The 22,694-nt window shown below is 50.1% G+C and carries 21 protein-coding genes; 8 read left to right on the top strand and 13 right to left on the bottom strand.

Going from position 1 to position 22,694, the window contains the following annotated elements:
• Positions 1 to 45: 45 nt before the first annotated feature.
• Positions 46 to 1,188, top strand: a complete 1,143-nt coding sequence (locus tag ACFOE0_RS15410) for an FIST signal transduction protein (RefSeq protein WP_248936040.1) — start codon at positions 46 to 48, stop codon at positions 1,186 to 1,188.
• Complete coding sequence (locus ACFOE0_RS15405) at positions 1,173 to 2,594, top strand: sensor domain-containing diguanylate cyclase (protein WP_248936039.1); 1,422 nt, start codon at positions 1,173 to 1,175, stop codon at positions 2,592 to 2,594. Before ACFOE0_RS15410 ends, ACFOE0_RS15405 begins: the two co-directional genes overlap by 16 nt.
• On the opposite strand, the gene ACFOE0_RS15400 is transcribed toward ACFOE0_RS15405, so the two are convergent.
• Complete coding sequence (locus tag ACFOE0_RS15400) at positions 2,591 to 3,304, bottom strand: tRNA-uridine aminocarboxypropyltransferase (protein ID WP_380712293.1); 714 nt, start codon at positions 3,302 to 3,304, stop codon at positions 2,591 to 2,593. The two genes, ACFOE0_RS15405 and ACFOE0_RS15400, sit on opposite strands and share 4 nt — an antisense overlap.
• A gap of 486 nt (positions 3,305 to 3,790) precedes the next feature.
• Here ACFOE0_RS15400 and emrD point away from each other — a divergent pair, with 486 nt between their 5' ends.
• Entirely contained in the window at positions 3,791 to 5,026 is a 1,236-nt protein-coding gene (gene emrD / locus ACFOE0_RS15395) for a multidrug efflux MFS transporter EmrD (RefSeq protein WP_248936037.1), read from the top strand.
• 70 nt (positions 5,027 to 5,096) lie between these two features.
• Here the strand turns inward: emrD and pssA are convergent, their stop codons facing one another.
• Entirely contained in the window at positions 5,097 to 6,410 is a 1,314-nt protein-coding gene (gene pssA / locus ACFOE0_RS15390) for a CDP-diacylglycerol--serine O-phosphatidyltransferase (protein WP_248936036.1), read from the bottom strand.
• A gap of 338 nt (positions 6,411 to 6,748) precedes the next feature.
• Between pssA and ACFOE0_RS15385 the strand changes: the two genes are divergently transcribed.
• Both ACFOE0_RS15385 and dacB read left to right on the top strand, forming a co-directional pair.
• Positions 6,749 to 6,922 carry a hypothetical protein gene (locus tag ACFOE0_RS15385; RefSeq protein WP_248936034.1) on the top strand — a complete coding sequence of 58 codons (174 nt, stop codon included), beginning with the start codon at positions 6,749 to 6,751 and terminating at the stop codon, positions 6,920 to 6,922.
• Positions 6,922 to 8,382 (top strand): D-alanyl-D-alanine carboxypeptidase/D-alanyl-D-alanine endopeptidase, encoded by a 1,461-nt coding sequence (gene dacB / locus ACFOE0_RS15380; protein ID WP_248936033.1) that lies wholly within the window; start codon positions 6,922 to 6,924, stop codon positions 8,380 to 8,382. Before ACFOE0_RS15385 ends, dacB begins: the two co-directional genes overlap by 1 nt.
• Positions 8,383 to 8,453: 71 nt before the next feature.
• Here dacB and ACFOE0_RS15375 read toward each other — a convergent pair whose 3' ends face one another.
• Complete coding sequence (locus ACFOE0_RS15375) at positions 8,454 to 10,205, bottom strand: acyl-CoA dehydrogenase family protein (protein ID WP_248936031.1); 1,752 nt, start codon at positions 10,203 to 10,205, stop codon at positions 8,454 to 8,456.
• Positions 10,206 to 10,455: 250 nt separating this feature from the next.
• Between ACFOE0_RS15375 and ACFOE0_RS15370 the strand changes: the two genes are divergently transcribed.
• Positions 10,456 to 11,094, top strand: a complete 639-nt coding sequence (locus ACFOE0_RS15370; protein ID WP_248936030.1) for a hypothetical protein — start codon at positions 10,456 to 10,458, stop codon at positions 11,092 to 11,094.
• Positions 11,084 to 11,821: a DUF3307 domain-containing protein gene (locus ACFOE0_RS15365; protein ID WP_248936029.1), complete on the top strand. Its 738-nt coding sequence runs from the start codon at positions 11,084 to 11,086 to the stop codon at positions 11,819 to 11,821. The genes ACFOE0_RS15370 and ACFOE0_RS15365 overlap by 11 nt, the downstream gene beginning before the upstream one ends.
• A gap of 51 nt (positions 11,822 to 11,872) precedes the next feature.
• On the opposite strand, the gene ACFOE0_RS15360 is transcribed toward ACFOE0_RS15365, so the two are convergent.
• The 9 genes from ACFOE0_RS15360 to aroA form a co-directional block, all read right to left on the bottom strand.
• On the bottom strand, positions 11,873 to 12,415 hold the full coding sequence (locus tag ACFOE0_RS15360; RefSeq protein ID WP_248936027.1) for a DUF2058 domain-containing protein: 543 nt from the start codon (positions 12,413 to 12,415) through the stop codon (positions 11,873 to 11,875).
• 53 nt (positions 12,416 to 12,468) lie between these two features.
• Positions 12,469 to 13,305, bottom strand: coding sequence for an SDR family oxidoreductase (locus tag ACFOE0_RS15355; RefSeq protein ID WP_248936026.1), 837 nt, complete (start codon positions 13,303 to 13,305; stop codon positions 12,469 to 12,471).
• Positions 13,306 to 13,321: 16 nt separating this feature from the next.
• A complete protein-coding gene (gene pyrF / locus ACFOE0_RS15350; protein ID WP_248936025.1) occupies positions 13,322 to 14,017 on the bottom strand; it encodes an orotidine-5'-phosphate decarboxylase in 696 nt (231 codons plus the stop codon).
• Positions 14,018 to 14,041: 24 nt separating this feature from the next.
• Positions 14,042 to 15,202 (bottom strand): lipopolysaccharide assembly protein LapB, encoded by a 1,161-nt coding sequence (gene lapB, locus ACFOE0_RS15345; RefSeq protein WP_248936024.1) that lies wholly within the window; start codon positions 15,200 to 15,202, stop codon positions 14,042 to 14,044.
• 1 nt (position 15,203) lies between these two features.
• On the bottom strand, positions 15,204 to 15,491 hold the full coding sequence (locus ACFOE0_RS15340; protein WP_115136964.1) for a lipopolysaccharide assembly protein LapA domain-containing protein: 288 nt from the start codon (positions 15,489 to 15,491) through the stop codon (positions 15,204 to 15,206).
• 121 nt (positions 15,492 to 15,612) lie between these two features.
• Positions 15,613 to 15,900: an integration host factor subunit beta gene (ihfB, locus tag ACFOE0_RS15335; RefSeq protein WP_248936022.1), complete on the bottom strand. Its 288-nt coding sequence runs from the start codon at positions 15,898 to 15,900 to the stop codon at positions 15,613 to 15,615.
• 77 nt (positions 15,901 to 15,977) lie between these two features.
• Complete coding sequence (rpsA, locus tag ACFOE0_RS15330) at positions 15,978 to 17,645, bottom strand: 30S ribosomal protein S1 (RefSeq protein WP_248936021.1); 1,668 nt, start codon at positions 17,643 to 17,645, stop codon at positions 15,978 to 15,980.
• A gap of 98 nt (positions 17,646 to 17,743) precedes the next feature.
• The gene (gene cmk / locus ACFOE0_RS15325) at positions 17,744 to 18,439 is read right to left on the bottom strand and encodes a (d)CMP kinase (protein WP_115136709.1); all 696 of its coding nucleotides are present in this window, start codon (positions 18,437 to 18,439) and stop codon (positions 17,744 to 17,746) included.
• A 144-nt stretch (positions 18,440 to 18,583) separates the two neighbouring features.
• Positions 18,584 to 19,864, bottom strand: a complete 1,281-nt coding sequence (aroA, locus tag ACFOE0_RS15320; RefSeq protein WP_248936018.1) for a 3-phosphoshikimate 1-carboxyvinyltransferase — start codon at positions 19,862 to 19,864, stop codon at positions 18,584 to 18,586.
• A gap of 399 nt (positions 19,865 to 20,263) precedes the next feature.
• On the opposite strand from aroA, the gene ACFOE0_RS15315 reads away from it, so the two are divergent.
• Complete coding sequence (locus ACFOE0_RS15315) at positions 20,264 to 21,454, top strand: amino acid aminotransferase (RefSeq protein ID WP_248936017.1); 1,191 nt, start codon at positions 20,264 to 20,266, stop codon at positions 21,452 to 21,454.
• 129 nt (positions 21,455 to 21,583) lie between these two features.
• Here the strand turns inward: ACFOE0_RS15315 and serC are convergent, their stop codons facing one another.
• Entirely contained in the window at positions 21,584 to 22,678 is a 1,095-nt protein-coding gene (gene serC / locus ACFOE0_RS15310; protein WP_248936016.1) for a 3-phosphoserine/phosphohydroxythreonine transaminase, read from the bottom strand.
• Positions 22,679 to 22,694: the final 16 nt, after the last annotated feature.

Genomic DNA, 22,694 nt, shown 5'->3' with positions numbered 1-22,694 from the left:
ACTACACTTTTTGTCAGGATAAGGTATTGAATCAAAGGATTGTTCATGTTTACCCAGCAACTTCGGTTAATTGATTCTCAATGGAACAATGAGGTCGACGCACAGATCGCCAATTGCTCTCAGGTATTGATGATCGTCATGGGGGATCTCTGCGCCAATGAGGATGCATTGAGAAAACTCAGAGAACAGGTTCCCCATGCGCAAATGGTAGGAGCCACCACCTCGGGTGAATTTTTGAATGATGGTCTTGAAGATAACGGACTGTCAGCAACCCTGATAGGCTTTCGCTGCACTCAAATTAGAGCCACAGCCCAACTGATTCAGACCCCTCAGGAATCTTACGATACAGGTGCAAGCATAGCTTCAGAGTTAAACGCAGATGACCTTCAACTGATACTGGTACTCAGTGATGGGCTGGAAGTGTTTGGCAGTGATCTGACCAGGGGCCTGACGGAAAACTGCCATGACAGCGTCGCCATCACCGGAGGTCTTGCTGGTGACGACTCCAAGTTTGAGAAAACCTATACCTTGCTGAATGACTCTGTTGTCAGCAAACAGATAGTGGCAGTTGGCCTTTATGGTCAAAATCTCAGCGTCAGCCACGGCTCAAGAGGCGGCTGGACCCCATTTGGACCCGAACGTCTGGTCACCTCCTCTCAAGGGCATGAACTACTTGAGCTTGACCATCAACCCGCGCTGGATGTTTATAAAAGCTATCTTGGTGACCTGGTTGATCAATTGCCGGGAATTGGGCTCAGATACCCCCTTGAAATCCTCCAACCCGGCTCTGATACCAAACTGGTTCGAACCATGTTGGCCATTGATGAGTCGCGTCAAAGTATCACCTTTGCCGGTGGTATTCCCAAGGGCTCTACCGCTCGCCTGATGAGGGCCAATGTTGATGCCATCATAGATGGTGCCGCCGGAGCGATTCAGATTTGTACAGAGCAGTTGCCAGAGCCACAACTTGCACTGCTGGTTTCCTGTGTCGGAAGGAAACAGATCCTCAAACAAATGGCAGATGAAGAACTTGAGGTCGTTAGAGATGCCCTGCCCTCGACCACCATGATATGTGGCTTTTACTCCTATGGAGAGATTTGTCCTATGGATAATTGCCACAGGGCTGAATTGCACAATCAGACCATGACCATCACCTGTATCTCGGAACTAGGATGCACAGACTGCTAAAACGCCAGTTAAAGAAGGTTTACGGCGACACACTACCAACCAGCCCTGAGTTTGACCGTTTGATGAGCCTGGTTGATCAGGGGTATCAGGATTTCGACCATGATATCTCGCTGTTGGGCCGCTCCCTGGATGTCAGCTCAGATGAACTCAACCGGATTAACGCCAACCTGAACAGCCTGCTTAATGCCCTGCCGGATACCTGTATCTGGCTTGATGCTGATAACAGGGTACGTGAAATACGGGGGGCCGATGGACTGGATGAGGTTCTGTTTCATGGAGAACCGGGTCAGCCGCTGTGTGAAGTGTTTTCCATTAAGCGCTGTGAAGAGTTTATGCAGCATCTTCAAGGTGTAAGAGCCGGCACAAAACCAGACAGTTACGACTTTGAGGTCAATGTAGGTGGCGATGCTATCTATGTGGAAGCCAGGTTTACCCAACTTGGTAAGTCACTGATGTTGATCATATTCAGGGACGTCACCATACGGACCCTGGTTGAAAACCTCAGAACCCAGGCTCTTGAAGAATCCCGCTTGCATCAACGGCAACTGCAGGATCTCATTAACTCTGCTCCTATCGGCATAGTGATCACCAATCTGGATAATGACATCCTGATGCTGAATCAGTACGCCGTGACCAAGTTCAATATCAGCGCCAATGAGGTCACCAATACCCGGTTTGAGCATATGCTTCCCGATACCAAACGTGAGGCTTATCAGGCGTTTCTCAAAGACTTCCTTGCCCGTAAGCAGGAAGGCATATCTGATGCTCGCATCGATATTGTCATCACGCCGGAAAATGCAGACCACTTCGTGGCAGAGCTCAGACTCAGCACCCTGAGTCTGGATGGCGAGACCATCATTACACAGACCTTTCTCGATATCTCAGAGAGAAAGGAGTTTGAGCGAAAACTCAAACAGCTGGCGCAGACAGATCCGTTAACCGGATGTCATAATCGACGTCACTACAGTGAAATGGCAGAGAAGCAGCTCATTCTTTGCCGCAGCCAGAAACAAGCATTTAGCCTGATGCTGATGGACTTGGATAAGTTCAAAAATATCAATGACACCTATGGCCATGGCGCAGGTGACGAAGTACTCAAGGTGTTTGCCAGTGTGACCCGGGGACTGATCCGCGAGGGAGATATATTGGGGAGATATGGAGGGGAAGAGTTTATTCTGGCTTTGCCCAATACCCCCAAAGCGGTGGCTCAAAAAATTGCTCAGCGCATCTGTGACCAGATTTCACTGCAGCAAATTGAAGACAGCGGCAACACTATCACAGTCACCGCCAGCATAGGCCTGGTCAGCTCGCCAAAAAGCAATATGGACCTGGAGTCGATGACCAAGATTGCGGATGACCTCCTGTACGAAGCCAAAGCCAATGGCCGTAATCGGGTAGAAAGTTAAAGACTCTCGCCTGCCGCAGTTTGCCAGGCCGTGTTAAAACTGCTGATCAGTTCATTTCTGGGGGTCAGATCGCTGGTGGGTCTACGGTTGCGCCCCAGCAGTGACGACTCGACAAACAACTCGAACCAGGCATTCAAGGCACTGGCATTGCTCTGCTCTCCCATGGCTGCCAACACCATAACAGCCACTTCAGCAGTACCAAACTGAAACTCCCTCTGTCCCTTCCTCAATGCATAACGCGCCATTTCACCGGCATCGAAAGACAGTAATGGGAATCTGTGTAGATAGGGACTCTTACGGAACATTTTTACCGCTTCACGCCAGCTGCCATCCAGCATAATAAACATCGGACGCTTACCCTCTGCCAGCGCCTCGGGAGGAACCTGATTCACCACTGGCTGACCTTTAAAGGCGTACTCACCGGGAAACACCACATAGGGTTGATAACCGGGATCTTCAAGCAGCGCCAGCAGCTGCGGGTTAACCTCTGTGCGCGCCCAAAGAAATGCGTGAGTATCCGGCACCATATCGGCAATCAGTCGCCCGGAATTAGTCGGCTTGAGCACTTCATCATCGTACATCACCAACACGAACGCAGCCTTGGTAGTTAAAGGACGACAGTGAGCACAGGTGCAGTAGGATTGTGCCAAAAGACAGCGACTGCACCTGACCAGGTTTTTCCCTCTGGCCGTAAAGGGTTTGGTCGACATGGATTTTCTCAGTGCATACAACTTGTGCACCGCATGTTCGGGTCGAAGATGGCTTGTCATTGCTGCGTGCCGAATACCTTATTTGATCTAATCAGCCAGCGCTGAACAGGCTGTACTGAGTTTGGGGCCGCAAGTTTACTGCTTTGCCACCACCGACTCAATGTAAAAGCTTTTATATCAGTCAGGCGGCGCAATCCAGCTCAAATTTCACTCAAGCATTTGAATATTCATATTTACTGATTTTACCCACAGCCCTTGAGTTAGTTTTTCTAATCCATTCAATTATAAAAAATCCATCACCCAAATAAGGGTTAACTATTGAAACTTTGCGATTAAAGACTAAAATTCGCGCCATTCAGAGAGAGCTCATCACACGACCTCCCTCCCCAGTGCAATACCTTGGGTCATCCAACGCCTCAGTCCTGAGGTGTGCCTGCCTGTATGCACTTTAGTAATTTCCCGGTATTCCCTTTTTTTGGAGTTATCATGCCTGCTACGCTGCGGCCTTCTTCTTCGTCTGCATCGCCACAGGGCGCGCCTGTTTCCAGTGTACTTGTACAACTGGTGTTTATGGTTGCCTGTGGTCAAATGGCCCAGACTATTTTCGTTCCCGCACTGCCGATGATCGGCCAGGGGCTGCACGCCTCTGCCGGTGAATTGCAGGCCATTATGGCCGCATATCTGCTGGCCTATGGTCTGCTGCAATTTGTTTACGGCCCGGTTTCAGACCGTATCGGTCGTCGTATCCCTTTGCTGGTCGGTATTGGGCTGTCTATTGTGGGCGCCCTGCTGGCTGCCCACGTGAGCACCATAGATGCACTGATCGCTGCCAGTTGTTTACAGGGCGCAGGTACTGCAGCGGCCGGCGCCTTGAGCCGCACTATTCCCAGAGATCACTTTACCGGCCGTAAATTGATGAAGTTCAACAGCTATGTATCTATGGCTGTTGTGTTTCTGCCTTTGGTCGCCCCATTTATTGGCTCAGTGACCGCAGAGTATTTTGGCTGGCGAGCTGTGTATTACACTCAGGCAGGCTTTACCCTTGGGGTACTGCTGATGTTGATGCTGACCTTTAAAGAGTCATTGCCTGCAGAACGTCGGGAAAAGCGCTCTGTTTTTGATGCCTATGCCGTGGTATTAAGCCACAGAGGATTTCGTGGTTACACCCTGGGGCTCATCGCGACCTTTGCCGGTATTGCGGCTTTTGAAGCGATTGCAGGTGTCCTTTACGGCCAATATCTGAAACTGTCTCCCTTCTGGGTCAGTGTTTGGTTTGTGGCCCCTATCCCCGGCTACTTGGTCGGCGCCTTGATCGCCGGTCGCAGCAGCCGCATCAAGCGATTGCTTAATCGTGGTATCGCATTGCTGGGCGCAGGCGCCACAGTAATGTTAATCCCTGGCTTATTTGGTGAAGTAGTGGGTTGGACACTGCTGCTTGGCTCTGTACTCTTCTTCTGTGGTGCCGGTATGATGTTCCCTACCCTGACCTCAGCAGCACTTGAGCCCTTTCCGGGTCAGGCAGGCATAGCAGGCGCCCTGCTTGGTGGCCTGCAGAACTTTGGCGCGGGTCTGGCCGCAATGATGATGGCCATGGTGCCGATTTACGGCCAGCTTTCCATAGGCCTCTTGTGCGCCGTGATGGTGCTGTTGGTGGTACTGGCACTGAATTACGCTAAGATGCCGGAAGATCACGCAGGTCAGGATATGACTGCCCAGGTTTAACCCTAGAAGAAACAACCAGATATAAAAAAGCCGACCTTAGGGTCGGCTTTTTTCGTTCAGCAGCGGTTTGTCAGAGAATACGTCTTAACAAAATATCCGCTTTGATACGGTTGATTCTGGACAGCAGCTTCTTCACAGGGGCCGGATAGTGCTGAATCGTTTCTATCTGACTGTAGTGATAAAGTCTGGTGGTATGCTCCAGAATAAAGGCCTGTTCGTCGGCAAACTGCTCTGCCCAATGGCCCAGCTCATCGGTGATCAACAAGCCGTTTTCCAGATCCAGCGCCCAGGCTCTTGGGTTCAGGTTGGAGCCGGTGATCAGATGACGCTTGCCATCTGAGCTGATCCCTTTCAGGTGGTAGCTGTTATCGTCATGCTTCCACACATGAATATTCAGCAATCCTTTATCGATTGCCCACTGCTGACGCTTGGCAAACTTACGCAGTGATTGCTCATACAGATAAGGAACGGCACCAATTGGCGAGAAGTCTTTTTCCGGTGGAATAAAGAAGTCATTGGCAGTTTTATCGCCCACGACCACATCAATTCGTTTGCCCTGTCTCAGATGACGATTCAATGATCGCACCAGCGACAGGGGTGGATTGAAATAGGGAGTACATATAAACAGCGACTCTCTGGATTCATCCACCATGGCCAATACAGCCCGGTTCAGCTGATTACGCTTACGGCCGAGCCCGATAAAGGGTGTTACCCGCAAGCCTGACTTTGATTTTTTGAACTCATATTTGGCTTTGGCCAAACGCTTCTTAAAAGTTCTTACCTCAACCTTATCCGGCAGTACTTCGGTTTCCGGTGGCTGACACAGGGAAGAAACGGCTTCATCGTTAACCAGTACTTTTTCCACCATGGCACGCATTGACTGCGCGAGCTCAGGAGACTCAATTAAGTGGTAACGGTCAAATCGGTATCTTTCCTGCTGATGCAGGTAGATGTTATTCAGGCTCGCACCGCTGTAAATCACAGCGTCATCGATAATAAAACCTTTGAGGTGCAGTACACCCATCACTTCCCGGGATTTAACCGGCACACCGAGGATTTCGATGGGATGAGTCGCTTGTTGCATCTCGGAGCGATACAGGAGGTAATTTCCACTGTCGCCTTTATGGCCAATCAGACCGCGTCTGGCACGATGAAAATCCACCAGGACTTTGATATCCAGCTCGGGATTATTGGCCTTGGCCTGCATCAGGGCATTGAGGATCTCCCGACCTGCTTCATCATCTTCCAAATAAAGAGCAGTCAGGGTAATCGAATGCCTGGCATTGGCGATCCGTTCAAGTAGTTCCGCCTTGAAATGGCGTGGGGTCAGCAACCAACTAATAGCGTCAGGTTGCAGTGCAATTCCACCCAGCTTGTTCAGCAAGGTATCCTCCTTAGGCAATTCACCGGCTAACCCGGTAAATTGGTAACTCTGTCAATTGTCGCTTGAATTTGGCGTTACACCAATGGCGACATCCGCCAAATGCCGTTTGAATGGGCATTCATTAAGGCGGTTAAACACGTATAAGAGGGTAGAAATTACCGACTTAGCCCCCCGTGGGCAAGTAATTTCTGCCCTGAGGCACCTGTGACTTCAATAAGTTGGACGATTTTTCGGCATAAAATGGGTGTTCTGCTCAACTTATTGTCAGGGGCGGCATTGCTCGCACATGGCTTTGGTCATTTGAGATATACTGGCCAGTCCTGTTAATGGAGCCTGAAATGAAACTCAAGATTTTGCTTATACTCCTGCTGACCTTAGCTGCAGCGGGTGCACTGTTCCACTTTAAGACCCACCTTGGCCTGTTTGTACTGCCACTCTTTATGGGGTTGGTAGTATTTGTCACGCTCTGGCTATACAAGTTGCTGAGTCAGGACGAGAACCCGGAGCTGTGATGATGGTATTGAAGCAAAGGATTGCCGCCCTGGCCCTGGGTATCAGTCTGGGTATGACTTATGCACATGGGGGCCAGATATCTACCGATGACTCGCTGCAACATTGGGTCGAGGGCAAATTGCCGCAAAATACCAATGTCAGCTTCATTCTGCAGAAGACGAACGACTCCGCTCCTCTGGTGAGTATCAACCCGGCGCACAGGATGTTACCTGCCAGTGTGCTTAAGCTCATGACAGCCGCGGCAGCTACCTCGCTTCTCGGCCCGGAATACAGATACACAACTCGCTTGCTTACTGATGATAAGGTCATAGATGGGACGCTTAGCGGTAACCTCTACCTTGAGTTCAGTGGCGATCCCAGCCTGAGTTCTGCGAATTTGGCCTCCCTGATGAGTAAGCTTGAGGCAAAGGGGATTAAGCAGATCCAGGGCGATCTGGTGCTGGTGGGCAATCTTAATCAAAAAACAAAGGCTACCGGCTGGGTTTGGGACGATTTGGGGATCTGTTATGCCGCCCCGGTTTCAAGCTTCATTATCGATAAAAATTGCGTCAAAGGTGTAATGCAACCTGTATCCGGCAGCAACAAGGCCAGGGTTAGCCTCAGACAAGATGCGCCATTCAGCCTCGTTGCCGACACCTTCTATGATGAAGACCAACCTCAGGAGTTCTGTAGCCTTTCTCTGAATAGTAAAGGAAGCAATCAGGTATCAATCGAGGGTTGCTTCCCCAAACGAAAAGCGATCAATCTTGCGTTTGCCGTGGCTGACTCCAGGCAATTTGCTGCAGATTGGGCCACAAGGATATTGAATCGCCAACAGATACCTGTACTGGGTACCCTACGTTTTGCCTCGTCCCTGCCCTCGACATCCATGACTCTTGCCACTCTGGAGTCTCCGGCTTTGTCAGAGTTGACCGGCGAACTGCTGCTGGAATCAGACAATCTGATTACAGACAGTCTGCTGCTGGCCATGGGACGCAAAGTATATGGCCAGAATGCAGATTTTCCCCAGGGCGTTGCCGCTCTCAAACAAACACTGCTGACAATGGGAGTGGATCTGCAGGGCTCGCGATTGGTGGATGGCTCAGGCCTTTCCCGCTATAACCTCGTCAGTGCAGCTCAGCTGCATAAGCTGCTGAATCATATTTACCAAACCCCATCATTAAAGCCCCTGTTGGATACCCTGCCCATCGCAGGGGCAACCGGCACGCTTCAATATAAATTCCCCTATAACCAGACGCCCCTTAAACTCAAAGTCCTGGGTAAAACCGGCTCAATGGGCGGAGTTGACAACCTGGTAGGCATCATCAAGCTCGAGGGGCAGGAATACCTGTTTGTTGCTTTGGAGAATGGTCTGGTATCTACTCCGCAGACCCCCAATCCAGTTCCCTGGCATGGTCGGCTGTTAAAAGAGCTGCTGCCTTTGTTGGAGCAAACTTCGTCGCAGACGGCAAAACAGTGAGATACTGGTCAATAAAAAAGCGCACCTCAGGTTGCGCTTTTCAGTTCCAGCCAGGGATTTGAACCGGATAATTAAAACAGATCTGCCGGCATATCCATTACCGGAGCATCGCCGGAAAGGATTTGGGCCAGCAGAGCGTCAGCTTTCGGAAGCATGCGCTGAATGTAGAAGCTACACAGATAAGATTTTGCACTGGCGAACTCTTCATCCATCTCTGCCGCTTTATGGGCTATCGCCAGCCAATAGTAACCGTACAGTGTATAGCCAAAGGCATCCAGAAACTCTACTGCACAGGCGTTAAGCAGAGCGGGTTTGCTGAGCTTATCTGCGTTAATCATCTCAGCACATTCAAGCAGACGTTCAAATCTCAATGTCACTTCGGCAACCGCCTTGTCATCGGCAAAGTTCGCCATCTCGCTCTTGAGTTCATCAATAAACTGCTTAAGCGTGACCAGGTTGTCGCCAACCACTTTACGTGCCAGGAAGTCGATAGCCTGGATCCCGTTTGTGCCTTCATAGATCTGAGCGATCCGGGTATCACGCACCAACTGTTCGACTCCGGTTTCCCGTATATAGCCGTGACCTCCAAACACCTGCTGCGCCAATATCGCCGCATCCAGACCTCTATCGGTTAAAAATGCTTTGGCCACCGGAGTCAACAGACCCACATAACGAGCCGCCTTACTCTGGGTATCCGGGTCCTCGGCATATTTAGCCAGATCCAACTGCATTCCCGTATGTACTGCCAGAGCACGACCCGCTTCAGTCAAGGATTTGATGTTGAGCAGCATACGTCTGACATCGCCGTGAACTATGATTGGGTCGCTGCCGCCTTCTGTCCTGGCGCCTGAAGCAGCCTGGCCCTGCAGACGCTCTTTGGCGTACTGAACTGCCATTTGAGACGCCGCCTGTGAGGTACCCAATCCCTGAATACCAATGGCAAGTCGCTCATAGTTCATCATAGTAAACATGCACACCAGCCCGCGATTCGGCTTGCCAATCAGGTAACCTTTGGCATTGTCGAAATTCATCACACAGGTTGCAGAGGCTTTCAAGCCCATCTTATGCTCGATGGAACCTGCGGTAACGCCGTTGGGCTCGCCCAACACACCATCTTCACTGACCTGCATCTTGGGAACCAGGAACAGAGAAATTCCATTACTTCCGGGCAATTTCGCCAGAACCAGATGGATGATGTTTTCGGCGAGGTCGTGATCGCCACCGGTAATAAAGATTTTACTGCCACTGATTAGATAGCTGCCATCGTCGCAGGGCTCAGCACGGGTTCTGATATTACGCAGATCTGAGCCAGCCTGAGGCTCGGTCATATCCATGGCCCCAGCCCACTGGCCGGAGTATAGTTGTGGCAGGAATTGTGCCTTAAGCTCTTCGCTCGCATGAGCATTGATACAGAGCGCTGCACCGGCGGTCAGCGAGTTATACAGGGTAAAGGCATTGTTGGCACCATATCCCATCTCATCGACCAGCACTCCCAACATCTTTGGCATTCCCATGCCTCCGAAGTCTGGCTCACCACACAAGCCGACCCAACCACCTTCGGCAAACTGTTGATATACCTCTTTGTACCCAGCAGGAGTAGTGACCTTGCCATCAGTGAATTTAACGCCCTCTTCATCGCCGCTGCGATTAATTGGGTGAACCAATTCCTGGTTAATTCTGGCAGCTTCTTCCAGAATCGCGGCGGCCGTATCAGTGTCGATATGCTCACTCAACGCGGGAAGTTGGGACCAGACGGCGCTGGCACCAAACACATTTTCGAGTACAAACTGCATATCTTTCAGGGGCGCTTCATATGGGTACATGACGGCTTCTCAAACAATTATTTAAAACAGGTGTTTAATTAAAACTCAAACTCGCAACAATTTAAAGTAATTATGTCGCCTGTTAAGCATAACTCAGTCTGACCAGAGTGAATTTGACGGGACGCACGTATCCCTCTTATGCATGTAACCATTTTAGATTACATTTGCACAAGTAACCTTATTAAGTTACTTTTATCAATGTTCACAGTATCAATTACCCAGCTTCCAAATCATGGAGTGGACTTACACTATGAAACAGATAGCCGTCATCACTGGTGATCTTGTTGGTTCCAGACGTCTGCGAGACGATGTATTTAAGCGTGTATTAACCGAGCTGGATGCCCTGCTCACTGCTTTCTGCACTGATGCAAAGGACCAATGGCAGATATTTCGTGGAGACAGCTTTCAGCTGACACTGACAGATGCACGCCGCGCTCCGCTGATCGCATTGCAAATCCGCTGGTCGCTGAAAGCCCTATCAACCACAGACTCCAAGGTGGATGCCAGATTGGCAATAGGATTGGCTGGCATAGATGAGGCATCAAATATTTTGAACACAGAAGCCCACATCCTCTCGGGAACCGCACTTGATGAGCTAAAAAACACCAGGTTAAAGTGGGTTTCAAGCAATGAATCTTTTTGTTCCAAAATAGACTTGCTTACCCAATTTGCTGATACCAGAATCACACAGCTCACTCCCAGGCAAGCATTGGCATTACTTGAGTTCAGTCGCCTGGAACAGGCCTCTCACCAGCAACTGGCTGAAATACTTAACACCTCAAGGGTAAATGCTACCCGACTACTTAACTCGGCTGACTACAACTTACTGTTGGATTATGGCAAGTTAGTCTCTCAATGGATTGGAGACACTTACCGTAATGACACCTGAACAACAGGGACTCCTTCTCGGCGGATTACTGCTGGGGCATATTCTCGGGGACTTTTATCTACAGGCTCACAGCTGGGTTGCAGACAGGGATAGACGCCATGCTAAATCCCCCCTTCTCTATATTCATGCCCTGCTCCATGGCATTCTCACCCTTATCGTATGTCTGTTGTTTCCGCTTGGCTGGGCCTTGCCTCTGGTTTTTGCGGCTGCAGTCACCCTAAGCCACTTCTGTTTCGATCTGGCCAAATCATATCTGCCAAAAAAGCAGATCTGGTTTGTCATTGATCAGCTCCTGCATCTGGCAGTTATCTATATCCTTTGGTCAGAGCTGAGCACCATAGAAGAAGATTGGCTCTCATCTGTGCTGAATATGAAGGTGCTGATTGTGGTGTTGGCTTACCTGCTGGTCCTCAATCCTGTCTCTATTATCACTGCCCAAGCGCTTAAGCAGTGGGACCTGGATGTAGGACAAACCGACAAAAGCCTCGCCAGCGCAGGAAAGGCAATAGGTATGCTGGAGCGATTTTTAATCTTAACCTTTGTGCTCCTGGGCCAATATGCAGGCATAGGGTTTCTGATGGCTGCCAAATCCATCTTCCGATTCGGTGATCTGAGAGAAAGCCGGGACCATAAGATGACCGAGTATGTAATGATGGGCACCCTGCTGAGCTTTACATTGGCTTTATTGATCGGACTGGGAACCAGCCAGCTATTGAAGCTGGTATAAACGGACACAAAAAAACCGCCTGTCAGGCGGTTTTTTTATCAGCAGCGATGATCACCACATCAGATCATCAGGGATAACGTAATCTGCATATGGATCGTCCTCTTCCACCTCGGGGGTATTGTCCTGCGCTGACCACAGATAACCACACCACTGAGGTACCAGCAGATTTACCCGCTCCGCCAGTTTATGAGGAACCAGGAAACTCGCATCTTCCAGTCGGACAATACCCAGTTGTCCTTTCAACAGCTGCTGTTGCAGCTTGTCATTGACATAAACCGAGTAAATCTTGTTTTCCAGGGTGAAGTTAAACTTGGTCTCAGCATCTTTGGGCAGAGCTATAGCCAGTTTCTTCACCTCATGCACCAGAGCACGTACCTGTCCACGTTCCTGCGCCTGGGCAAAGCGTTCTTCGTTCAGGGCTTTGTCCTTCTCTGCCTGTGCCTTACGCTGAGCAGCCACCTGCTCCTTCAGCGCTGCACTGCCATCATCGACGTTGGCTTTACGATTACGACGCTTTTGAGTTTTTACATCACGTACTTTCTGTTTACTGGCGAGGCCCGCCTTGAGCAATTGCTCCTGCAATGCATTTGCCATAAGTTTTTCCTGCTTTTAACTAGTCAGAGTTGCTTTACCAACAACCCGTTACTCTATTTTGTATCCCGGGCTTCCTGTCTGGCCACCATTTGACCAAGCTCTGCCATTGCCATACTGGCACCACCAAGAGACCAGCCACCATCGACCGGCAAGACAACCCCTGTAATATACGAAGCGGCGTCTGATGCTAAAAACAGCGCTGTGTCAGCGATATCCTGAGTCGTACCATTACGTTTCAGTGGCACACTTTGAGCCACCCTTTGTTGAAGTTGCTCCCCGGGCGCTAGCCGGTTGAAACCCTCTGTATCTGCAATAGGACCGGGGACCAAAGAGTTAACCCGAATCCCTTCGCAGCCCCACTCTATTGCCAGAGTGCGGGTCAGCATATCGACACCCGCTTTGGCGGCGCATACATGGGCCTGCATCGGCATGGCGATATAGGCCTGAGGCGCAGAGATCTGAATGATATTGCTACCGGGCCTTTGCATCAAGGGATAGGCTTGTTTCAGTACTTGAAAACTGCCCTGCAGGTCAATGTCGATAACAGATTTAAAGCCATTCTCAGATAGCCTGGCAGCTGACGCCGGAAAATTACCCGCGGCACCACTGACCAGTACATCCAGCTGGCCATAGATGGCAGCGATATCCGCAAAGCCTTTGGCCAGAGCCTCTCTGTCTCTTACATCAAAACAGACTCCAAGGTGATCCTTCTGTGAAATCTGTTTAAGTTCACTGACTGCGGCATCAACTTTATCCTGACTGCGGCTGGCAACGGCAACCCTTGCCCCCGCCCTGGCGAAAGCCTTGGCTATTCCCAGGTTAATACCACTGGTGCCACCGACAACGAACACCCTTTTATCCTGAAAATCAAATCTACACGTCCCTGTCATGATTTATCTCCTTCAGTTACACGATTGTTCTGTGAATTGCCTGCAGTGCAGCCAGCGGATCTGCAGCCTTGGTGATCGGACGGCCAATGACCAGATAATCTGAGCCGGCTTCCAATGCCATTTTTGGTGTCATTACTCTGTGCTGGTCGCCTGCATCACTGCCTTCTGGGCGGATACCCGGTGTACACAGCTTGAAGTTATCGCCAAAAGTAGATTTAAGCATCTGAGCTTCACGGGCAGAACATACTACGCCGTTCAGACCAGCTTGATGAGTCAATGCCGCCAGACGTTTTACATGTTCTTCTGCCGGTACATCGATCCCAATCAACTTAAGGTCTTCATCACTCATTGAGGTCAATACGGTTACGGCAATCAACAATGGCGCGTTATCACCATAAGGTAACAATGCCTTCTTTGCCGCTTCCATCATGGCGAGGCCGCCGGACGCATGAACATTGGTCATCCATACACCCAACTCAGCAGCGGCAGTCACCGCCTTTGCCACAGTATTTGGAATATCGTGAAATTTAAGATCCAGGAACAGGTCGAAGCCACGGCTGTGAATGTCTTTAACCAACTGGGGGCCAAACAGGGTAAACATCTCTTTACCCACTTTCAGGCGGCACATATCAGGGTCAAGTTTGTCCACCAGATTGAGGGCTGCGTGTTTATTATCAAAATCCAGTGCAACAACGATAGGCTTATTCGTCATTTTGTCTCCAACAAGGTCAAGAGGTTATTCCCCATCCAGACCACGGATCCGGGTAATGCTGCCCCAGTGTTTACATGATGGGCAGTGCCAGTAGAGAGCATGAGATGGGAAGCCACACTCCTTACAACGGTATCCGGGACGGTATTTAATTTGTTGTTCAACCAGCTGCTCCAGCATGGTTAAACTTTGTTTTGCCTGGCCATCCTCAGCCTGTTTTACCTGCATCTGCATCAAGCGCTGGAATCCTTTCATCGTAGGATGACGATACAGAGCGTCCAATATCAGGGTCTCAGCTTGCTTAAGCTCTCCCTGTTTCTCCATCTGTTCTGCCAACGCATTAATGACTGATGCGCCAGCGCCCTCGGCCATGGCCTGTACCAGAAAGTCCTGGTAACCGGTAAGCTCGCCGCTTTGCTGAAAGCACTCGCGTGCAATATGCAATGCATCGGGTAACAGCTGGATATCGCCATGAAGCAGGTTCTGTAACTGCTTCTGGCATTGCTTACAATCGCCCTTGTCCAGATAGATTTGCGCCAGAGTTAACATAGCTCTGCCACAGGAAGCATCCAGCTTGAGGGCTGACTGTAAGAGTTTAATTTTTTCCTGTTCGTCTGTAGCGGCATCCGCCAACTGGCAGTAAAAGTGGGCGCTGATAGGACTTAAGGCTTGTTGACGTTTGCGACTCAGGCGACGGGTGATATCGAGGGCTTTCTGCCACTCTTTGGTCACCTGATAGATATCAATCAGCAGTGTCTCGGCTTCTTCACTGTGGTCTGCCTGACTCACCAGATTAAGGAAGATCTCTTCGGCTCTGTCGTAGAAACCGGCGGCCATATAATCTTTACCCAGCTCCATCATCGCCAGGTCTCTTTGTTCGTCAGGCAGGCTTGGGCGGGCTATCAGGTTCTGGTGGATACGTATGGCTCTGTCCACTTCCCCCCGTCGGCGGAACAGTGAACCCAAAGACAGATGGGTATCTATGGTTTCATCGTCGACATCAAGCAAGGTGATAAACAGGTCGACCGCTTTATCAGATTCATTGGAGAGCAGAAAATTAAGCCCGGTGAAATAATCACGACTCAATTTCTTACTTTGATTGGATTGGGATTGCCTGATGCTACGACGGCCCATATACCAACCATATCCGGCGGCTATAGGCAACAACAGGAAGAGCAACTCAAGCATATCAGGCTTCGTTTTCCTTGACTGGCACGTGCAGCAACTGATTTTCCAGCTCAGCCAGTTGCTTATTCTTGCGGCGCAGCGCCAATCGCATACGTGTGATGTGGTAGAAGGCCATTAACCAGCTGATGATAAAACCGGACAAAAATACTGTGGCCAGTACAACGGGGAGACGATACTCACCCTGAGCAACGAAATAGGAGATGGTGACCACTTGATCATTGCGTGCACCGAACATCAGGGCCAGAAAAAACAGCAGTGCTACCACTACAGTGATGATAAAAGACTTCACGGTGTGCTCCATACACGTGGCTTCAATGACCTGATTATCTAAGAATTTATGGAGACTGACCAGCTTTCACTGGCTACAGGCACAAAAAAGCCCCCTGATGGGGGCTTTTTTAATCTCGCTATCAGTGATTCTCAGAATCTACCCGTTCGCGAAGCTCTTTGCCTGGCTTGAAGTGCGGGACATACTTACCGTCGAGTTCAACTGACGTACCGGTCTTTGGATTGCGTCCAACGCGCGGTGCGCGATAGTGAAGAGAGAAACTACCAAAACCACGGATTTCGATACGATCTCCGGTTTCGAGAGTTGTCGCCATTTGCTCCAACATCTCTTTAATGGCACTTTCTACTTCCTTCGCCGACAGTTGTGACTGCCTGGAGGCGAGTTTTTCGATCAGTTCGGATTTAGTCATCCTTCCTACCCCTGTGTTCAAGCCATAAACAGTCACCTAGCAGGGACATGTTGCCATGCCCCTGAACCGCAAGGCGATTACTTGCGAGCTGCTTTGAAAGCTTCAGCCATAGCATTACTAATAACAGCGTCTTCTTGTTTGTTCAAGTTAGCCATTACTTCTTTTTCTTCAGCTTCGTCTTTCGCTTTGATAGACAGGCTGATGGTGCGGTTCTTACGATCCACGCCCATGAACTTGGCTTCAACGCTTTCACCTACAGACAGAACGGTAGATGCGTCTTCGATACGCTCACGGCTGATGTCAGCTACACGGATGTAACCTTCAACAGTGTCAGCCAGCTCGATGGTTGCACCTTTAGCGTCAACAGCAACTACAGTACCGTTAACGATAGCACCTTTCTTCTTGTCTGCCAGGTAAGCACTGAATGGATCGTCTTCAGTCTGCTTAACGCCCAGGCTGATACGCTCACGCTCAGGATCAACAGACAGAACAACTGCGCTGATTTCGTCGCCTTTCTTGTACTCAGAAACCGCTTCTTCACCGGTACCGTTCCAAGAGATGTCAGACAGGTGAACCAGACCGTCGATGCCGCCGTCCAGACCGATGAAGATACCGAAGTCAGTGATAGACTTGATCTTACCGGATACTTTGTCGCCCTTAGCGAAACGGTTAGCGAAGTCTTCCCATGGGTTGGTCTTGCACTGCTTCAGACCCAGAGAAATACGACGACGCTCTTCATCGATGTCCAGAACCAGAACTTCTACTTCGTCACCCAGGTTAACAACCTTGGATGGGTGGATGTTCTTGTTGGTCCAATCCATTTCAGAAACGTGTACCAGACCTTCAACGCCTTCTTCGATTTCAACGAAGCAACCGTAGTCAGTCAGGTTGGTTACGCGACCGGTCAGACGAGTGTTTTCTGGGTAGCGCTTGCTGATTTCCAGCCATGGGTCTTCACCCAGCTGCTTCAGACCCAGAGAAACGCGAGTGCGCTCACGGTCGTACTTCAGTACTTTAACAGTGATTTCGTCACCAACGTTCACGATCTCAGATGGGTGCTTAACACGCTTCCAGGCCATGTCGGTGATGTGCAGCAGGCCGTCAACACCGCCCAGATCTACGAATGCACCGTAGTCGGTCAGGTTCTTAACGATACCCTTAACTTCTTGACCTTCCTGCAGGTTTTCCAGCAGAGCATCACGCTCAGCGCTGCTCTCGGATTCAATAACTGCACGACGAGAAACAACAACGTTGTTGCGCTTCTGATCCAGCTTGATAACCTTGAATTCCAGTTCTTTGTTTTCCAGGTGGGCAGTGTCACGGATAGGACGTACGTCAACCAGAGAACCAGGCAGGAACGCGCGGATACCGTTCAGTTCAACAGTGAAGCCACCTTTAACTTTACCGTTGATAACACCGATAACAGTTTCAGCGTCTTCGTAAGCTTTTTCCAGAACGATCCAAGCTTCGTGGCGCTTAGCTTTTTCGCGAGACAGTTGAGTCTCACCGAAGCCGTCTTCAACAGAGTCCAGAGCTACGTCAACCTGGTCGCCAACAGCGATTTCCAGCTCGCCCTGAGCGTTCTTGAACTGGTCAGCTGGGATTGGGCTCTCAGACTTCAGACCAGCGTCTACCAGAACTACGCCGTTTTCGATAGCAACTACAGTACCACGTACGATAGAGCCTGGGCGGAATTCCAGTTGTTGAAGGGATTGTTCAAACAGATCAGCAAAAGATTCAGTCATGTTAATTAACTTATTTAATAAACCACGCCTCAGTCCTGAACGTGGAGTCAGAAAAATAATTCACATCTTCCATGATATGAAGGCCTATCGCACCCGCCTTAGAGGCCGGTGTCAGATAACTTTTCAACTAAGTGCTTGAGTACGATATCAAGCACTGCTTCTATGCCTATGCCGGTAGTGTCAATGACTTTGGCATCTTCAGCGGGAACCAGAGGCGCTACTGCGCGATTCATATCTCGGTCGTCCCGCTCTTTAATCTCGGCTAAAAGGCGATCGATATTAACATCGAAGCCCTTGTCCTGCAACTGATTATAGCGTCTTTGCGCCCTTTCTTCGGCGCTTGCAGTCAAAAACAGTTTGACCGGTGCATCAGGAAAAACCACTGTGCCCATATCGCGACCATCGGCCACCAAACCGGGGGCAGATTTAAATGCGCGCTGACGACGCAAAAGAGCTTCCCTTACTCTTGGAAATGCGGCGATTTTTGACGCTGCGTTGGAGCAATCCTGCGTTCGGATTGCCGACGATACATCTTCACCCTCAAGTACCACCTTGACACCCTCGACACCTGCAACTGTCATAAATTGCACATCGAGGTGAGCAGCCAACAGGGTGATAGCCTCTTCATTGTCCAGTTCTACATTGTGATGGATTGCCGCCAGGGCAAGCACACGGTAAATGGCACCGCTATCCAGCAATTGCCAGCCTAAACGCTGTGCCAAAAGCTGACTGATGGTGCCTTTTCCTGCACCGCTAGGGCCATCGATAGTGACTACTGGAGCCAATTCAGACATAGATTCCTCCGCAAATTAAACCCCTCTTCCGTGATAACACCGAAATGAGCGCGCGGCATTATATACCACTGAAGCTGAAAAATCCGTTGGTTTTTCAGCTTCAGTGTATACAAATAAAGTTTACCTGCTTATGAATAAGTCGTTTTACTTATCGCAAAGTGATTCAAATTGCTTGAAATATCCTGGGAAGGTCTTGGAGGTACAGTCTGGATCGTTAATGGTTATGCCACAATCGGCAAACGCCATCAGGGAAAAGCACATGGCCATACGATGATCGTTGTAGGTATCGATATCTGCACTGATCAACTGAGTGCTTGGCGTGACCTTGATATAGTCGTGGCCCTCTTCCACTTGCGCGCCGACTTTACCAAGCTCCGTGGCCATAGCCTTGAGGCGATCGGTTTCCTTGATGCGCCAGTTATAGATATTGGTCATCCGGGTTGGGCCCTGGGCAAACAGTGCAGCTACGGCTATCGTCATGGCGGCGTCCGGAATATGGTTCATATCCATGTCGATACCCTTAAGTGCGCTCTTGCGGGCAATGATGTAATCATCTCCCCACTCAATATCTGCCCCCATGGCTGCCAGCGCATCGGCAAACTTAACGTCACCCTGTATAGACAACTTACCTACCCCTGTGACTTTGACTTCACCGGCGATGGCACCTGCCGCGAGAAAGTATGATGCTGAAGAAGCATCACCTTCCACCAACACGGTTCCAGGTGAAACGTACTCCTGACCGGCCTTTACCACAAAGCGCTTATAGTCCAGGTTTTCGACCTCAACGCCAAACTGCGCCATCAATGCAAGGGTGATATCGATATAAGGTTTGGAAACCAGTTCGCCCTTAATATGTATGGTCACCTCACCCTGTGCCAGTGGGGTTACCATCAAGAGTGCGGTCAGGTATTGGCTGGACAAATCGCCGGCTATCTCCACATCACCACCTTTCAGGCCAGTGGCATTAATTCTGACCGGAGGAAAGCCGGAATTTTTAAGGTAGTCGACATCAGCGCCCAACTGAGCCAGCGCGTCAACCAGATCGCCAATCGGACGTTCTTCCATGCGTGGTTCTCCGGTCAGCACGAATTCGCCCTGCCCCAGAGTTAACGCCGCACACAGCGGACGCATGGCGGTACCCGCGTTGCCCAGGTACAGTTCCAGGACAGATTCACTGCTGATGGCACCGCCGTTACCTGTCACAGTGCAACGAGTCTTGTCTTCTGACAACGAGTACTCTACCCCCAGTTGCCCCAGCGCCTTAAGCATATGCCGGATATCATCGGCATCCAGCAAGTTGGTCAGAGTGGTGGTCCCTTTCGCCAGCGTTGCCAGCAGCAGGGCGCGGTTGGATATGCTCTTTGAACCCGGAATATTTACCGTGCCTTGAATGTGTTTAACGGCATCAAGTCTTAACTGCTTCATAGGGTATCTGGCCATCCTTTGTTTTTTGTTCCGACACTGAATTTTTACCGGCGTAACGCCAACGTGACAAATCGCCGGGATAAATTGGAATCTGTTTGCACTTTACGTTACTTATCGCTGGGTTTGACACAAGTGTTTTTTGTCTTTTTCCGGGCTTTTATATTGATTTTTATTCAAGAGCCGGAAAAAACACCATATGCCACTTGTTCCCTTGCCCCTGTCAGGCCAAGATGGCAACTAAAGCAGACACCTGCTAAACACCACTTAAGACCAGTTTCAGCTTTATATCCTGAGGCCATAATGGTTAAGCTAACAGACAGATAAATCTTCTCTGATCGCGACAGCCTGCATCAGGACAAAAGGAATTTTCATAAATTACAACAAGAGGCCAAAGACGCCATGTTTGAAACTCTCAAAGGTTTGCCCGCCGATCCTATCCTGGGACTCCTGACCCAATACCGCGAAGACCAAAATCCCAATAAGGTCGATCTGGGGGTGGGTGTTTATAAAGACGAGGTTGGGCATACTCCAATCCTCAATTGCGTAAAACGTGCTGAGGCACTCAGGCTGGAGTCTGAGGACACCAAGGTATATATAGGTCCTACTGGCAGCGCGCAGTTCAACACCCTGATGAGTGAACTGGCTTTTGGCAAAGACCACCCTGCACTGCTGGCAGGCCGTATTCGTACCGTATCCACTCCAGGAGGAACCGGTGCACTGCGCGTGGCGGCTGACTTTATTCAACGTTGCAAACCAGGAGCGACCATTTGGGTCAGTGACCCGACCTGGGCAAATCATACTGGTCTTTTTGAAACCGCTGGTCTCACAGTTAAGACCTATCCCTATTATGACTATGACAGCAAGTCTATTAAATTTGATGAAATGCTGGCCTGTCTGAAGCAAGTGGATGAACAGGATGTGGTGCTGCTGCACGCCTGCTGTCACAACCCAAGTGGAGCAGATCTGAACCAGAGTCAGTGGGATCAGGTTATTGATGTGATTGCCAGCCGCGGCTGTATGCCTCTGATTGATATGGCATACCAGGGCTTTGGCGACGGTGTTGACCAGGACGCCTACGGCGTTCGGGCGATGGCGGCAAAAGTGGACAATATGCTGTTGTGTGCCTCCTGTTCAAAGAACTTTGGTCTGTACCGTGAGCGTATTGGCTCCTGCTCCCTGATTGCAAGAGATGCCGCTCAGGCAGACATCTCTTTGTCAGTGATGCTCTATGCCATTCGCTGTATTTACTCTATGCCTCCAGCCCATGGCGCTGCCGTTGTTGAAACCATTCTGGGCAGTGACGAATTAAAAGCCCAATGGCTTGAAGAGCTGAAAGTGATGCGTGACCGGATTAATGGCAACCGTGCCGTGTTGGTGGAAAAACTTCACGCTCTGGGTGTTAACCGTAACTTTGGCTTTATTGCCGACGAGAAAGGTATGTTCAGTTTCCTGGGGATATCTGCTGAGCAGGTCAGCCGCCTGAAACAGGATTACTCCATCTACATGGTGGACTCCAGCCGTATCAGTATCGCGGGTATCAGTTCAACCAATGTCGACTACTTGGCCAAATCGATTGCCGAAGTGCTGTAGTTGTTTCAGTGACTCTGTGGTGTTAGCCGTACTTTAACCAGCGCAACAGACATTAAAAAAGCGAATGCTCAGGCATTCGCTTTTTATTTTCGGCTCCAACCATATGCGGTCAGGCTACTCAACGCAGTATCAGTTACCGTGGCGGCTCGCAAAATCTTCCATAAAGCTTACCAGGGCTTCAACACCTTCCATCGGCATGGCGTTGTAGATACTGGCGCGCATTCCACCGACAATTCTGTGACCTTTCAATGCTACAAGCCCGATGGCTTCTGCTTCCTTAAGAAAAGCCTCATTCAGCGACTCATCAGCTAATTGGAAGGTCACATTCATGCGGGAACGGTTGGCTGCAGCTACTTTATTACCATAGAAGCCGAGACTGTCGATGCACTGGTACAAGCGTGCTGCTTTGGCGGTATTGACCTGCTCCATGGCATCCACACCACCAGTTTGCTCAAGCCACTTGAACACCTCTCCTGCCAGATACCAGGCATAGGTAGGCGGCGTGTTGTACATGGAGTCATTATCCCGGGCCAGGCGGTAATCCATAATTGATGACTGACTCAGGGTCGGCAGATTAAGCAGGTCATCACGAACAATCACAATCGCAAGTCCACTGGGGCCGATATTCTTTTGGGCACCGGCATAGATAAGACCATAGCGGCTGACATCTATCTTACGGGATAGAATGTTGGAGGACATATCCGCGACCACAGGCCAGGGGCAATCTATGTCTTCAAAAATTTCGATACCATCTACAGTTTCATTGGGGCAATAGTGCAGATAGCGATATTCATCGCCCTGGCCTTCAAAGCTTGGCAATACAACAGACTTAACACCATTGTCGTCACTGACCACATCAACAACGTCAATAGCATCAGCACCTGCAAGCTTAACAGCTTCCTCTGCAGCAGCCTTGGACCACTGGCCACTCACCAAATATTTGGCGCGGCCATTATTGCCCATAAAATTATTCACAACAGCAGAGAACTGTCCCCGTCCGCCACCGTGCATAAACAGCACCCGATAGTTGTCCGGAACATCCATCAGTTTACGCAATGACGCTTCTGCTTCACTGGACAAGGCCATAAACTCTTTGCTGCGATGGCTGATTTCCATCACAGAAACCCCCATCCCCTGCCAATCAACAAACTCCTGGCTGGCTTTCGCCATCACAGCCTTGGGTAGCATCGCCGGGCCGGCACAAAAGTTATATACAGCGCTCAATTCCTTGTCTCCACTT

The sequence above is a fragment of the Shewanella submarina genome (assembly GCF_042646185.1).
GTDB classification, from domain to species: Bacteria; Pseudomonadota; Gammaproteobacteria; order Enterobacterales; family Shewanellaceae; genus Shewanella; species Shewanella corallii.
This window is presented reverse-complemented; position numbering and strand designations above follow the sequence as displayed.